Raw genomic sequence first — 15,198 nt, 5'->3', positions numbered from 1 at the left:
ACCATGATCGATTTGGGCAAACACAACGTACTAGGGATCGGCGTCAGCGCGATCGATTACGAAGCCGCAGTGGCGAAAATCATCGCAGCGGGTAACGCACATCAGTCGATGGCCGTTACCGCATTGGCTGTTCACGGAGTGATGACAGGCGTCAGCGACCCGGCTCATCAGTATCGCTTGAACCGATTCGATCTCGTCTGTCCCGACGGTCAACCTGTCCGATGGGCGCTCAACTGGCTGCACGGATGTGGACTGACGGATCGTGTCTACGGCCCCAATTTGACGCTGGAACTTTGTCGCGCCGCAGCCCAACAGGACGTCCCGGTGTTTCTCTTTGGCGCGACCGATGAGATGCTCGATCAATTTGCGATGCGGTTGTGTGAAAAATTTGACGGTCTAAGGATTGCCGGCAAACGCGCGTCCAAGTTCCGAACCTTGACCGATGAAGAACGAGACTCATTGGCCGAGGAAATCAACGCCAGCGGCGCGGGGATCTGCTTCGTCGGCTTGGGTTGCCCACGCCAAGAAGTGTTCGCCTACGAGATGCGGAGTCGGATCCAGATGCCACTGATCGCCGTGGGAGCCGCATTTGCGTTTCACGCCGGAATGCTCGATCAAGCTCCGGCGTGGATGCAAAAGCGGGGATTGGAATGGTTTTACCGACTGACCAAAGAACCCGGCCGTCTGTGGAAACGCTATTTGACCACCAACCCGGCCTTCGTGACTCGGTTGTTGTTGCAGAAACTGGGACTCAAGCCTGGCAGCACCGAAGGCGGCGTGGAGCCTTCCGAAGAAATCCAGTTCGGGTAGAGTGAACGGCTCTGCAACCCACGTTCAAGTGAACGTCTCTGCAAACCAGGTTCACACGCCCCAACCACGCCATGCCGACCCCACAGTCGATTCAACGAGACGGCCCGTCTGCAATCATTATCCACTGGACCGACGACAAGACCACGCGTTGGACCGCTGCCGAGCTGCGCAAACGCTGCCCCTGCGCGACCTGTCGTGAAAAGAAACGCAGCAAGGAAACCGGCACCGATGCAAGTGAGCCAGCCGCCAAGTCAATCGGATTGCCCGTTCTGACGATGCAGGAAACCCTGCCGCTGACGATCACCGCCATGCGTCCCGTGGGCACGTATGCCTACAACATCGCCTTCAGCGACGGCCATTCCTCGGGGCTGTTCCAACTGGGGATGCTCTACGAGCAAGTCTAGTGCTGCGATCGTGAATTGGCGTTGATTGGAAACAACGCAAATACCAGCACGAAGCGCAAGCGAGTGAATAAAACTCCGTGAATCACTCGCTTGCGCGTCGTGCTGGTAGCAAAGCTGGACTCGCGATTTTGGCACTAATGCTGCGATCTCAAATTGACCTTCAATGGAGAAAATTCACAGCACCAGCATTGCGTCGCCTTTGGCAATGTTCACACACACCACCGTATTGTCGGCTTCACGTGTAAAGGAGTCGTGTATCAAGTCCTTCCTCGATGCGACTTCCTTCAGATTTCGCATCTGACCGGCTTGAGTGATGCTGAGCGTCGTCGACTTCGCTCGCGTCGCGATTTCAAAAGTGAATCCGTCGCAGCGAATCGGCGACTTGATTGCCAGAATCGAATCCCCTGGTCCCGTGATGCCGGTCGGTCCTGAGAACGTGACAAATTCCTTGGCCGCGGCGTAGCGTGCAATCTCACTGAGCTTCATCCATTGCGTGCGGTCACCGTATCGCTCCGCCAACGCCAGCACGACCTTTTGAAATGCGGTGAAACCTGTTTTCGCTCCGTTGCAATAGAGTCCAGGCCAGTGACACAGCATCACGGCGGGCTGTCCACGCTGGATCATCTCCACCATCCGTCCTGCGGTTGCGTCTGCATTACAGTACTTGTCGCCGGCCACCGCCTGCGTGCCTTCCCATCCGCCAAACCAGTCGCCGGTCCCGGCGGGCACATTCACGGTGAGGTTGTCGATGGTCCGCTGGCTGCCGATGAACTCCAATTTCGGATCGGTGCTTTGATCACCTGCATGGACGTATTTGAAATAGTGAGGCAATTCAGTGGAGAACACATCACGCACCGCTTGATGCACCGCGATGGGCAATTTGTCTTTGACGCGATTGCCAAATCCTCCGGGAGTCGTGATCCCTTCGCAGGTAAGGCCGCAGTTTTTCAAAATTTGTAAAGCGTACGCCAGATACTCGGCCAGATGGTCCGTGCTGATATCCGTTTGCGGATAACTGTTTTCCATCGTCGACGCGTCAGCGGATTCCATCGGTCGACCCGTCTTCAAATCAATCACGCGTGTGTGCGTGATCATTTCTGGATGAATGTCCCAGTGGGGCATCATCAAGTCTCGCACGAGCGACAAGCTGTCCTGCAACGCTTGTTTGGACCAACCCGGCAATCCTCGGTCCATCCAACCGACGCAGGCCGGATAGGGGACAATACTGTACTTGCCCCGCACTCCTTGCTCGGCGCACCACTCGCCAAACTCTCGCACAAAAGCGTCGGGGATCTCACGCGGCCACTCTTGCCAGGGTTGCTGATAAATCGGCCGCGTCGGCCACGCTTCGGCAAACTGCGGCATGCAAAAGTGTCCCATGTTCACCAGGCATGTCGAGTCATCGATGATGAAGGACATCGGGACACGGTCGCGAGCATTCAAGACACGCACGTCAATCGGAGACGATACAGGATCTTGCGCGACGACTCGGGGCATCGAGGAGACGGTCATCATCCCGCCTGCCAAGGAGATGCCGGACAGTTTCAGCAGCTTTCGACGACCGATAGATTGATCAGACATGGGAGTGACTTTCGTGAGGGTACGTCAGGCTTTCTAGCCTGACACTTGCATCGCGTACGTCAGGCTTTCTAGCCTGACACTTGCATCGCGTACGTCAGGCTTTCTAGCCTGACACTTGCATGGGGTATGTCAGGCTGGAAAGCCTGACGTACTCAGATGGACTCCAGGTCAGCTCGTTTTTCTTCGTAGGTGTCGTGAAAGGCGAGGGCTTCGGGATCGGGCTGGACACCCCATTTGAGACAAGCTTGACGATAAAGGTCGGGCCACCAATTGCGGTGATCGGTCAGTCCTTTGTCACGATAGCTCTGCCAGTGACTCAGCACTTGCGACCAGCACTTGTCACCGTAGGCGAGAGCTTCGCTTAAGTTGCCGAATTGGGGCACATACCATCGTCTGCCGATCTGAGCATGCAGGACTTCGTCGGCCCAGTCAAAATCCTGAAAGAGTTTCGACAGCGGGTCACCGCTTTGCGTGGCAACTTCCCATTCATAGCGTTTGCCGTTCTTGGGCATCAGGTTTTGTTCGATGAAGAACAAAACGCCGTGACGCTCGCGGGCATTGAGTTGCTCATTGAGATTCTTGGACCACGTGAAATTGATCGGAATTTGTGTCCAATCGATATCGTGCGATACAAAACCGACTTGCCCCATCATCGCATGCCGGGCTTCGTCCCACAGCTGACGCGACATTTCCATGTGGAACTCCCACGGCTCATCGTCACGAAGTTCGACCAGGATGCTGGCCATCATCTCAGGCACATCCAGTTCCCGAATCCGCTTGTAGTACATCATCAGGGTTTTGTCGCGAGCCGAGAAGCGTTCATCATAAAGAAACGATTCGGGATTCACGCCCGCGTTGTAGCGATCCTGGAACCGATGATCACGTTTCGGCTCGGGATCGTACTGAGCGACTGGTTTGCTAAAAAAACGTGGCGGGACCTCATCACTCTCCGGCTCCGTGCCATCAATGTGACCTGACGCAGCCAAGCATTTTCGCAAATGCCCCAGCCAAGGCTGGGCATGTTCCACCTCAGGTTCGTTGACAAGACAATAAACGGCGTGGTTGCCAAACTCCAGCAGATCCTGCAACTCGAATTCAATCAGTTTCGCAACACGAACCGTAGGTGCATCGGCAAGCGGGTGCGCATCGTGTTTCAATCGGATACAGCAACCGATGATCGCTGGCAAAACATCTTGGTACGCCCCCATCAGAAAGTGAGCGGTGTCAGGAGCGGACTGGAGTTCATCCATCAGCAGCTCCAATGCCGGATGAGGAATCTTGTCCAGTTCCAGCGGTGGCTCTCGCATCTCGGCGACACGTTTGCGGACCAGCGTCACTTGCTCGGCGAACAAGTAAGCGTGATAACTCATCGCCGTTTTGAGTTCGTAGATGGGCTCCGCCGTGATCCGCGACGTGAGGATCTCATGCATTCGCTTGAGCACGTAGTGAAGCCGTTTCAATCGTTGAACGCTTTCATCAAGACTCCAGGAAGCATCGATCGCTCGGTCCATGGAGCAGAGTCCGGCCAATTCGGGCAGCCCCTGGTAGGGCAGTAAATTGCGGGAGCGATTGTTTGAGCCACCTGCCATCGGTCAGGTCTCCAGGAGGGGCAATGGTCGGGATGAAGAGGCCATTGTAACGTCAATCGTTTCGGCCGATGAATTATCCAGGCTAGTGCATCGTCCGGTCTTGATTTTGGGGTTAGCCGTTTTGGCGTTAGCCACGGTTGTGTCACGAAAACCGTGGCTAACGCCAAAACGGCTCATCTACCGAACCCACGTTCTAAGACTGGACGATGCACTAAAGGTGGACTGCTCAAAGTTTGGTGTTGTGTCATTAAGGGTTTGCGCAAGTTTTCTGTCACCTCCACCGGCGCAGCCGGGGGAGGTCGGATCGAGCGAAGCAAGATCCGGGAGGGGGCCTACGCGCCGCAAACCGCGTTGGTGAACCTACTGCTTCACCCATACCCCCTCCCTCGCATTCGCCTAAACGGCTCTGCTCGACCTCCCCCAAGTTCCTTGGGGGAGGTGGCACAGGGAATAAAGCAGTGGCTTCAACAAGACGTGTCAACAGCAAACTTTGAGCAGTCGAGGCTAGCGGTCCATATTCGCGTTGGACCAAAAAGGCTTGTATTGCCGCATCAGGTCCGACTCGCGCGGTGTTGCGATGTCGCGATACACACTCCAGGCAGGTTTTGGTTCGCCCAAGGGATTCGTTGGTGTCGGCAAACCACGCAGCCCCAGCATCAAGCCACCTTCGTTTGGATGGTCGCTGGGCCGGTGATAGTCGAATGCCAAAATAGAGGGGCATTTCCGCATCTGCTGCCATGTGTACAGCAACGCAGCCGATTGACGCTGCAACGCCTCGGGATCGTCCATCGGCGCGTGAAACCCTTGTTCGCTCAACAACACCGGCCGCACCTTGCCGTCAGAGGTTCTTGCCAAATCCGATTGCATGAACGTCTCCAACACCGGCAGGTTGCGGATCGTGATCAATGGTGTGTCCAAAGTATCGCTGACTTGGCGATCGTTCCATGTGTCGGATTTCCACAGACTCTCTGGATACGGGTGATAGGCGATTCCCCACGGAAAGTCTCCTTCAACGCGACACCGGTCGATTAAATGATGCAGCATCTCGCGTGGCGCGTACGTTTTCCACGGCTGGTTGTCTGGGACGTTCCAACGATGGGTCAGTGAAATGAACGCGCGGGCATGAGGATTGACTCGTCGCATGCAATGGTCGACCAATCGCAAGCTGCTGATGTAGTGGTCCATGAACAGCGGCATCGGTTGTTGGCCCATATTGGTCCACTGCCATCCGTAGTCCACTTCGTTGTGCACAATCCAATGATCGATCCTGCCGTACGTGTTGTCTGCTCGCGCGTATCGATCGGCCAGCAATTCCAAGGTGGCTCTGTAGCGGCGAATTGATTCGTCGGTGGTCAGATCCGGCATCGCATAGGTGCCCGCCGGATCGGCCTCGTGGTGTGCGAGCGTCGACTCGTCGCCCTTGGAACGATTACGAATCAAGAGGATCGCAGCGACCACCGCACCGGCCTCGTTGGCCATCCTGACATCGTGATCCAGTCCGGACAGTCTCCTCACATTCGCGTACCACTTACCCGACGGCAGTTCAACACGCTGGTATCCCGGACGAGGCTGGTCATCGACCAATCCGCCCAGCAACACGTTGACACTGCAGTGGCGAATCCCCAGATCACGTAGTTGGTCCGCATTGAATCGGGATGTGATGCATGTCAGTCCCTTGGCGGACCGCAATGGCGGCGGCTCGGGCAAGTCGTTTGACGAGTTCAAAGCAGTGGCCTCGATGTAGCGACAGTGTGAAACTGCTCGATCAGCCGTGTCACCGCTTAATCGCACCAGTTGAAACCTTGCACACGCCGATTCGCTGCCAGGCCATCCGTCGACCGGCACGTCGATGGCGAAGTTACCGTTGTCATCGGGCGTGATGCGTTTGGCCGTCGCCAACTCGACTTTTGAAATCGCGCGGCTTGCCAATTGTTCCGGTGACCTGACAACGACAGCAACGGTATCGTTGCGTAGCTCCTGCTCGTCGACTTGACCCTGCACCTGGATGTTATCACCAACACGAATCACTCTGGAGATCCTTGCGGGCATCATTCGCTGCACATAGTCCAGCAGATTGGCCGCGTCATCCTGCTTTGCTTTTTTCAGTGCGTCGTACCGATCCCTCGACTCGATTTCTTGTGGCGTTAGCGCGCGAACATGGACGTTGCGGAGCTGAATCTGGACCTCTGGTTCACTGCCGAAATCGACTCGCCACTGTTTGGTTTTGCTTCCATCCCAGGCAGTCGGTGCCAAACGTCCGATGTTCGCGGACCATGTTGTCCATCCTTCCGCCGGCGAGAACGCGGGCAAGGCAGCCGACGTGTGCGGGAACGGAGGACCGATGCGAAATTCAATTGCGCTGATCCCCGTCGGGCAAAAGTAATCGCAGGCCAGAATCTGATCTTCGGCACCATCGACCCGCGGAATCATTTGCATGATCAAATAGGGGTCCGATCCCGTTGTCACCAGCGTGATCACGTCGTCAGTGACCGTCACTGTCAGATGATTACTAGCGACGAGTTGAAGTGATCCGACGGGGCGGAGAGCGAGAGGAGATTCTGCGCCAGACGCGTGATGCCAGTTGACTGTCGACTGGGCAAGCACCGCGATCACGAACATGATGGCGATGACGACTCTTGCAATCGCAGTGTGATGTGGCAAGTTAGTTGAACGCAAAATGAGGGTATTCCTTTGTGTCGGGTGTGGAGCTGCGAAACATCTCTTTGAACGAGCCCTCCGCGTCATCGATCGCAGCTGATGAATGATCCCAGTTGGAAAGTGAGCAGTTCAATCCTTGAAATGTACTCGATGCATCAAGGCTTTTTAGGACATTTCTCGCTGATCGCCACCCCGCAGAACGCTCGTTCCCAGGCTCACGCCTGGGAACGCACTGCCATGGAGTCTCTGCCTCGCGAAAGTCAGCGTGGCCTGGAAATTGTCAGCAGATCGGCAGGCAGGAGCCTGCTAATCATTGGGTTCCCAGGCAGGAGCCTGGGAACCAGTGGTGACGATCAGCGAGAAGTGTCCTTTTTAGAGCTATTCCTACTCCCTGGACACCTCCACCAAGGAACTTGGGGGAGGTCGAGCAGAGCCGTCCAGGCGAATGCGAGGGAGGGGGCCGTCTGGGCAATTGAGCGTTTGGAATTGGCGAAACGGATGCCAGGACACGCTATCGACTTGGAAAGTCGAGCGACAATGGTCGGCCGACATTCCAAGTCGCAAACGAACGTCACCATACGCCCAAGGCACTTGCTTAGATGGATGAGCTGCTCTTGAGAACCGGGATCAGCAGTGCCAAGACGACGGCCAACACGAGGATGGCCATGATCAGCAGCATGATCGGTTCCAGCAGACGCACGAACAAATCCAACCGACGGAATGTCTGTTTCTCCAACGAGTCGGCGATTTCTGGCAAGACGCGTTCCAACGAGTTGCTTTCTTCGCCCACACTGATCATTTCCACGACAGGTCCTGGAAACAATCCCGAGGTTCGCAACGGGCTGGCAAGTGCATCGCCGCCGCGGATGTTCTCGGTCGCATTGGAGATCGATTGGCTCAACAAGCGATTGCCGGCGGCGGTGCGACTGATTTCCAACGACTTGAGGATCGGGACACCGTTGCCCAACAGCGTTCCCAACACGCGACAAAATCGGGCGACGGCCAAATTCATCAGAATGCCGCCGAGTACCGGGATCTTTAGTTTCGCCCCGTCAAACCATGTCTTGCCCTCTTCGGTACTGAGCTGCATTCGCACCAAGAAAAACAATCCCAACATCACCGGCACCAAAATCCAACCGTAAGAACCGAGCCAACCGCTGACGGTCAGCAGTGCTTCGGTCAACGCGGGCATCTCGCCTTTGTCCCGGAGTCGGTCGAACATGGAATCGAATTTGGGAACGATGAAAACCAGCAATCCGGTGATGACGAGCGATCCGATTGAGAACAGGAACACGGGATATGCCAGAGCGCTGATCGTGCGTCCCTTGAGGTCCTCTTGCAGTTCGGTAAAGTTGCCCACGCGATCCAGAGCGTCCTCCAGGAAACCGCCTTCGGAGCCTGCGCGGACCATGTTGATCCCCATTTCGCTGAACACACCCGGGAAACGAGCCATCGCTTGGCCCATCGGTTCGCCGTCTTCTACTTTGGCGCGGACTTCACGCACGACCTCCGCCAAAACGGGATCGGCTGATTGTTCGCTCAACACGGTCAGCGATCGGATCATCGGCACGCCGCTGCGGAGCAACGATGCGAGCTGGTTGTAAAACACAGCCATCGTTTGCCCTTTGACTTTCTTTCGGTTGCCAAAGAGTGAACGAGTACCGGTGTTGACGTGATCGCTGACTTTGATCGGGAACAGCGAGCGTTCAGACAACAGCGAAGCTGCTTCGCGTTCACTCTGTGCTTCGAGTGTCCCGGAGACCTGTTTGCCCGACATGTCGCGGGCGGTGTAGGCAAAGGTAGGCATCGTTACAGCGTCTCACCCTTCGTCACTCGCAAGACTTCGTCCACACTGCTGTGTCCGGCGATGGTCTTGTCCCATGCGTCCATTCGCAGTGTCCGCATTCCTGTTTCGATTGCTGCTTTGCGGATGTCCCAACTGCTCGCCCGATTTTGGGCCAGTTCACGAATACGTTCGTTGGCCGTCAACAGCTCATAGATACCCAATCGACCTTGATAACCGAATCCGCGGCATTCGCGGCATCCCACGGGTCGAAAGAACGTTGCGTTGTCGGCGCGGTCCCAAGGAAAATCCTTCGGTAGTTCATCTTTGGTCGGCTGGTAAGATTCTTTGCATGACTTGCAAAGCCGACGGACCAGTCGTTGTGCCATGACGCCTTCGACCGTACCGGCAACGAGGAAAGGTTCGACGCCCATGTCACCCAACCGAGTGAATGCACTCGATGCGTCGTTGGTGTGCAGGGTGCTGAACACCAAGTGCCCCGTCAGCGACGCTTGGATCGCGTTCTCGGCGGTTTCCAAGTCGCGAATTTCGCCGACGAGCACGATGTCGGGGTCATGCCGCAGGATGCTCCGCAGCGATGCAGCGAAAGTAAATCCGATCTTCGCGTGGACCTGGATTTGATTGATGCCATCGAGCTGATACTCGACGGGATCTTCCGTGGTGATGATCTTTGTCTCGGGACTGCGGATCTGCAGCAAGCTGCTGTACAACGTCGTCGTTTTACCGCTACCGGTCGGGCCGGTGACCAACACGATCCCGTGCGGCAGCTCGATCAGCTCGCTGAATCGCTCATAGATCTCCGCTGACATGCCGAGTTTTGACAAGTCAAAGACCATGGCAGATTTGTCCAAGACCCGCATCACCAAACCTTCGCCGTGGATCATGGGGATCACACTGAGACGAATGTCGACTTCGCGTCCGTGGACTCGCAGTTTGATCCGCCCGTCCTGGGGCAGTCGTTTTTCGGCGATGTTCAATCGTGCCATGATCTTCAAGCGGCTGATGATCGCGGCTTGAAAGCGATTGATCTCCGGCGGCGCCGGTTGTGGATGCAAAATGCCGTCGATTCGATAGCGAATCACCAACCCGTCGGATTGTGTTTCGATGTGAATGTCACTGGCTCGCGTTTCGATCGCTTCGAGCAGGATTTCGTTGACCAGCCGAACCACGGAGGCTTCTTGCGCCATCTCGCTCAGTTCGCTGCCATCGGACTCGATCTGTTCGAGCAGTTCAACGCCGTCGTCATCTACCTTCGCCGCCATCAAGCCTTCGACGGTCTCGCTACCGACACCCAAGTGCCGTTTGACCAACCGGGCAATTTCGGCGCGTTCGGCGACGACGGGAATGATGTTGCGGCCAGTTGCCGCGCTGGCTTCGTCCAGCGGATACAAATCCAAGGGGTCCGACGTGGCAACGACGATCGACTCGTCTTGCCAGCGGATGGGAAACAGAGACTGCCGATAGATCAGTTTCTGCGGAAACCCCTTCAAGACAGTCAGGTCGATCTCGATGTCGCGTAGATCGATGTACTCCAGCCCGACTTCTTCGGCCAAAGCCTGCAGCGCCTCGCGTTCCTGAACGAAACCGTTGTCGATCGCTGACTGAACCACGCTGGTCGAGTCACCGCTACGGCTTTTTTCCAGTTGGTCGTCGGTCAACAGTCCGCGACGTTTCAGGATTTCTCCGGCGTGCATGATCATGGGTGGGGAATTCCGAGAGATGGGATCTGGCTGGGTTTGCTTTGGCAGCGAAAGCTGGGCGACAGAACGACGAAGTTCATTTTGACATGAAATAGGTCGTCGGTCGTCATACAAAATGTCGTGGTTGGACGGTCTGTTGTGATTTCCAGGAGATCAACGACCTCCTCGTCCTCCGCCGCCAGGCCTGCCACCACCACCAGGAGCGCCGCCCCCGCCACCGGGACGTCCACCACCGAACGGGCTGCCGCCACCAAAGGGACTTCCGCCACCGAACGAGGGCCGGCCACCCGAGTCACCGCCTCCGCCACCGAACCGCTCTCGCATCCGTTGGCGAATCGCGTCCATCGCAGCAGCATCAGGAGCACCACCGGCGCCGGGCGTCGGAGTCGCACCAGACGTGCTGTTGGCTGTGTTTGAGTCCGTTTTCTTTTGGTTTTGGCCCATGACTGCGGAGAGAGCTTGGATCATGGCATCGCCGCTGACGCCACCGGGGATCGTGATGACGGAGGTGGTCACTTCGTTTTCTTTGCCCGTGTCGTCCAGCGCACGAACCAGCAACTGGATTTCAGCAAAATCTTGCGGGGGTGCGCGAACGATGAGTGAGTTGCCCAGGGTATCGACGGAAATGCTGATCTTGGCCGGTTCACTCTTGGCGGCTTCGCCCCGTCCACCGCGACCACCGCCACCGCCGCCGCGTAGGGCTGCGATGAAATCTTGAGGCGATGGCTGACCGCCGCCACCACCCCCACGACCGCCGCCCTGTTCTTGTCCTTCGATACGGTCTTGATAGACCTCTTTGACCACCTTGGCGACTTCCGCTGCGTCTTGATATAGCACGGGAATGACTTGGGGTTTGTTGACCAACTCAATGTCTTCGGGGCTTTCGATCCGATCGATCTTTTCCAAGATCATGTCGATGAACTGCAAGTCAGTCGGACCGCCTTGAACGAACAACGCGTTGAGACGCATTTCGGGAACAATGTTGACCGAACCGGTGCTGGTCAAAATGGATTTCGCCGACGAAGTGCTACCGCCGCCTCCGCCGCCCATCATTCCTCCCATCAAGCCACCGAGCATTCCACCGCCCATGCCGCCCATCAAGGAATCGGTCACTGACGAGATGGAGGAATCGGCACCTCCCATGACTTCGGCAAGAAACTCAGCGGTCGCATCCGCTTTGATGTATTTGAGCCAATAGACCGTGGGGACATCGCTGGCCGCTCCGGAGGAAGTCGCCAACATGCCCAGCAGTGTTTCCATTTGATTGAGCGCTTCGGTGTCATCCGATGCGATCAGCATGCCGTTGGGCGTGAATTGGATCACGATATCGGCGCCCTTGCCCGATGCCTGTTCGTCTGAATCAGCAGTCTCGGCTTCCGAATTTGCAGGTGCCTGCGTCAAGTAATAAAAGCGACCGGCATCGGAACCACGTTTTCCCGATCGCTTGACTTGATCGTTCGGGTCACTGCTTTGTTGTTCTTCCGTATCGTTTTGTTGTTCCCGTGTGGGCCCGGAATTCGACTCACCTTCGCGAAAAATTCGACGCTCTGGGATTCCGCTGCCGCCTGGGACCTCACGTCCCGAAGGGGTGACCACGCGGATGCGATTGTTGTTGCCCGATCGTTCCCAAATCATTTGCAGTTGCTGCAGCGCCTGTTCGGCTTCGCGTCCCGAGTAGGGCAGCATACGGACGCGACCGCCCAGCAATGCCAGTTCGGTGTCTCCGTCGAGTTTTTCGATCAACTCTTGGACTTGTTTGATTTCGTCTTCGGTTCCACGAACCCACAGCTTGCCGGTGGCAGGATCGCCGTCGACCGTTGGTCCTTCCGGTCCACCTTCTTCTTCGGTGATGCCAAAGTACTTGTTGATCGTCAACAGTGCTTGCGAGGGTTCCAATCGTTTGAGCTGAATGATCTCCAGACGTTCGCCGCTACCATTGCCTTCCAGCTGCGCAATGATGTCGGTGATGGTTTGATGGGTCGATGGGCGACCGAACGCCACAATGGAACTCGTAACGGGTTCGATCGCGATGCGTGCGGTGGGTTCATCTTGCAGCAACGTTTGCAAGATTTCGAACACCGTCGTGATGTCTGCCGTGCGAACCGGATGAGACTTAAAGAAAGGCTTGGCGAGCGCTTCGTCATCCGCCTCGCCATCGGTTTTCAAAGGCTGGTCAGCTTTCTCAACCAATCCTTGCAGGATCGAAATCTTTGCCGGCAAACCAATCGCGTAAATGCGGTCTCCGTAAAGTCCGACGGCAATGCGAATGTCGTCGCTCGCATTTTCGCCGGCCTCCAGACCCAGCAGCGGACGCGCGACTTCCAAGATCTCATTCGCATCGCGATTCTTGAGGACGAGCTCAAAGACTTCTTGATTGGAGGCTGCGATCATCGTTCGGATCGCGAGCAACTTGCCGACCGTTTCGGTGACTTTGGCCTGACGTGCGCTTTCCAACACAATCACGCGTCCCCAAGGCCCCACCATCTCGGGCAGTTGTTGACGTGCTTGTTCCGGCGTCATGCTGCCGAGTGAAAACACCGCGCTGACGATATCGCTGTGGGCACGGTTGTCCAATTCTTCCAGCGTGACCAACTCGGCCATTTCGCTGATCAGCTTGGCTGCATTCTCGACCTCCAAGTCGATCAAGAACAGCATGCGGCCGCGTCGGACCAATGCGTGGCCACGATCCAACAAGAGGCGATTGAGCAAGTCCAACGTTTCGGCGACGCTGTAGGTGTCGGCGGTATCGACGAAGTTCACGCTGCCGGGAGGATATTGATCAACCTGCAACGACAAGTCTGCTTCCTCGGCCAACCACTGCAAAACTTCTTTCCAACTCGCACCCGTGAAATTCAGGCGAAGGCCGGAAGGTCTTTGCGAGGCAAACTCGTCTGGGCGGTCCATCTGCTCAAGCAAAATTCGGGCAGCCTCTTGGGGCGTCACGTCATTGGGGTTGGGGAATTCGGCCGGCGTGTCGGCGGAAGGGTTGGTATCGGCGGGAGGATTGGTGGCGGGCAGTGGGGAAGATGCGTCTTGGGGGGCGGCCGAATCACTGGCCGATTCACTGGCCGAATCCGCAGGTTGGTCGCCGTCTGTGGACTCGCCGGTAGCCCCACTGGCCGATTCGCTGGCAGTGGGCTCCGATGCTGTATCCTGAGACCAAACAACCGGACCGCAACAAAGCGAGACCAGCAGGGCAGCGGAAAAGAGTCGAATGTGGTTGGGCATCTTCGGTGAATTGCTTGAGATAAGTCGATGTGATCGGCGCGGGTTCGAAACCGAACCGCTCCATCCTAGTTGCCAGCAAAAAGGATGCTTTGGCGGACAGCAGCGAGACCGCATTGTGGTCAGAATAGCCGTTTGCTATGCGTTCTAACCCCTGCATTCCACCCAAGTTCTGCTGAGGAATGCCGTTTTCCAGGGTGTTCCAACTCGATTCGCCCGACCCGACGCCTTCCTTGGCTGCCAACCCCAGTTTCTCGTCCCAAAAAACGGTCAAAGAATCCCATTATCAGATACTTGGGCGGGCAGATCCTTGCTGCTAAGATTTCGAGGCTCATGATATTTGGGCAGGGCCTGAAGTGCACGGACGAGCTGGCGGCACACATGGCGAATTTTGCGATCCATTCGGGGTTTCCACTGGCCGCGAGAACCCGCATTTCCGGCACTTTTCCTTTTATCAGTCACTTCTCTTGCTCACTCATTTGCCCAAGATGCTGCAAAAGCAACGAAAACTCATTCTCACGGACGCTCAACGCGAATCAATGCGGCGTGCCGGACGCGTCAACGGCATGTTGATGGACTACTTGCGTCCGCATGTCAAAGCAGGCATCACCACGCGGGCGATCGATGAAATGGTCCATCAGTGGACGATCGATAACGGTCACAAACCGGCCACACTGGGATATCAGAATTATCCTCGTAGTTGCTGCACGAGTGTCAACGAAGTCATCTGCCACGGAATCCCCGGGGATTATGTGTTGCAGGATGGTGACATCGTGAACGTGGACATCACCACCGTGGTGGACGGCTGGCACGGTGACCAGAGCGAAACGTTCCTGATCGGCTCCGTTTCCGAAGAGCGTTTGGCGGTCACCCAGTGTGCGTTTGACTGCATGTATTTGGCCATCGACGCGTTGTCTCCCGGCTGCCGCGTGGCTGTGATCGGGGAAACGATTGTGCCCGAAGCACAGGATCGCGGCTTCAGCGTGGTCCGCGAGTACGTCGGCCACGGGCTGGGCAAACAGTTCCATTTGGACCCATCGATCCCCCACTTTCCTAACCGACAAAGCAGGATCGATCGGCTCTATCCCGGAATGTGCTTCACCGTCGAACCCATGATCAACGCCGGATCACGCTATACGCGTTGCGACAAAGCGGACGGTTGGACGGTGCGAACAAAAGACAACCGGCCATCGGCTCAGTTTGAACATTCGATTCTGATGACCGAAGAAGGCCCCGAGATCCTGACGCTGACCAAAGACGGCCCTCAAAAAGGCCACATCTTCACCAACCCCTGACGCGTACGTCAGCCTTTCGCATGTCAGCCGTTCCAGGCTGACATACCGCCCCGGGGCCGACGGGCTTCGCGGGGAGAGGCGACAGAAAACGGTAGCTTACAGTTGTTGCTCCAAACCGAGGCACGCCTGGGC

General features: G+C 56.6%; 9 protein-coding genes. 3 read left to right on the top strand and 6 right to left on the bottom strand.

Annotation, left to right across the window (positions count from 1 at the left end; translation table 11 throughout):
- Positions 1-3 precede the first annotated feature (3 nt).
- Together Pla52nx_RS07775 and Pla52nx_RS07770 are read left to right on the top strand one after the other, a co-directional pair.
- Complete coding sequence (locus Pla52nx_RS07775; RefSeq protein WP_146522475.1) at positions 4-810, top strand: WecB/TagA/CpsF family glycosyltransferase; 807 nt, start codon at positions 4-6, stop codon at positions 808-810.
- Positions 811-881: 71 nt separating this feature from the next.
- Entirely contained in the window at positions 882-1,214 is a 333-nt protein-coding gene (locus tag Pla52nx_RS07770; protein WP_146522474.1) for a DUF971 domain-containing protein, read from the top strand.
- A 174-nt stretch (positions 1,215-1,388) separates the two neighbouring features.
- On the opposite strand, the gene Pla52nx_RS07765 is transcribed toward Pla52nx_RS07770, so the two are convergent.
- From Pla52nx_RS07765 to Pla52nx_RS07740, 6 genes are all read right to left on the bottom strand, one after another.
- Positions 1,389-2,795 carry a hypothetical protein gene (locus Pla52nx_RS07765; protein ID WP_231742408.1) on the bottom strand — a complete coding sequence of 469 codons (1,407 nt, stop codon included), beginning with the start codon at positions 2,793-2,795 and terminating at the stop codon, positions 1,389-1,391.
- Between the two features lie 152 nt (positions 2,796-2,947).
- Positions 2,948-4,384, bottom strand: coding sequence for a hypothetical protein (locus Pla52nx_RS07760; RefSeq protein WP_146522473.1), 1,437 nt, complete (start codon positions 4,382-4,384; stop codon positions 2,948-2,950).
- Between the two features lie 504 nt (positions 4,385-4,888).
- Positions 4,889-7,045: a DUF5722 domain-containing protein gene (locus Pla52nx_RS07755; protein WP_197454957.1), complete on the bottom strand. Its 2,157-nt coding sequence runs from the start codon at positions 7,043-7,045 to the stop codon at positions 4,889-4,891.
- A gap of 592 nt (positions 7,046-7,637) precedes the next feature.
- The gene (locus Pla52nx_RS07750; RefSeq protein WP_146522471.1) at positions 7,638-8,849 is read right to left on the bottom strand and encodes a type II secretion system F family protein; all 1,212 of its coding nucleotides are present in this window, start codon (positions 8,847-8,849) and stop codon (positions 7,638-7,640) included.
- Between the two features lie 2 nt (positions 8,850-8,851).
- Positions 8,852-10,546, bottom strand: coding sequence for a GspE/PulE family protein (locus Pla52nx_RS07745; RefSeq protein WP_146522470.1), 1,695 nt, complete (start codon positions 10,544-10,546; stop codon positions 8,852-8,854).
- Between the two features lie 153 nt (positions 10,547-10,699).
- The gene (locus Pla52nx_RS07740; RefSeq protein WP_197454956.1) at positions 10,700-13,774 is read right to left on the bottom strand and encodes a secretin N-terminal domain-containing protein; all 3,075 of its coding nucleotides are present in this window, start codon (positions 13,772-13,774) and stop codon (positions 10,700-10,702) included.
- Between the two features lie 485 nt (positions 13,775-14,259).
- Between Pla52nx_RS07740 and map the strand changes: the two genes are divergently transcribed.
- Entirely contained in the window at positions 14,260-15,066 is an 807-nt protein-coding gene (gene map / locus Pla52nx_RS07735) for a type I methionyl aminopeptidase (RefSeq protein WP_146522468.1), read from the top strand.
- Positions 15,067-15,198: the final 132 nt, after the last annotated feature.

The sequence above is a fragment of the Stieleria varia genome, assembly GCF_038443385.1.
Lineage (GTDB): Bacteria > Planctomycetota > Planctomycetia > Pirellulales > Pirellulaceae > Stieleria > Stieleria varia.
This window is presented reverse-complemented; position numbering and strand designations above follow the sequence as displayed.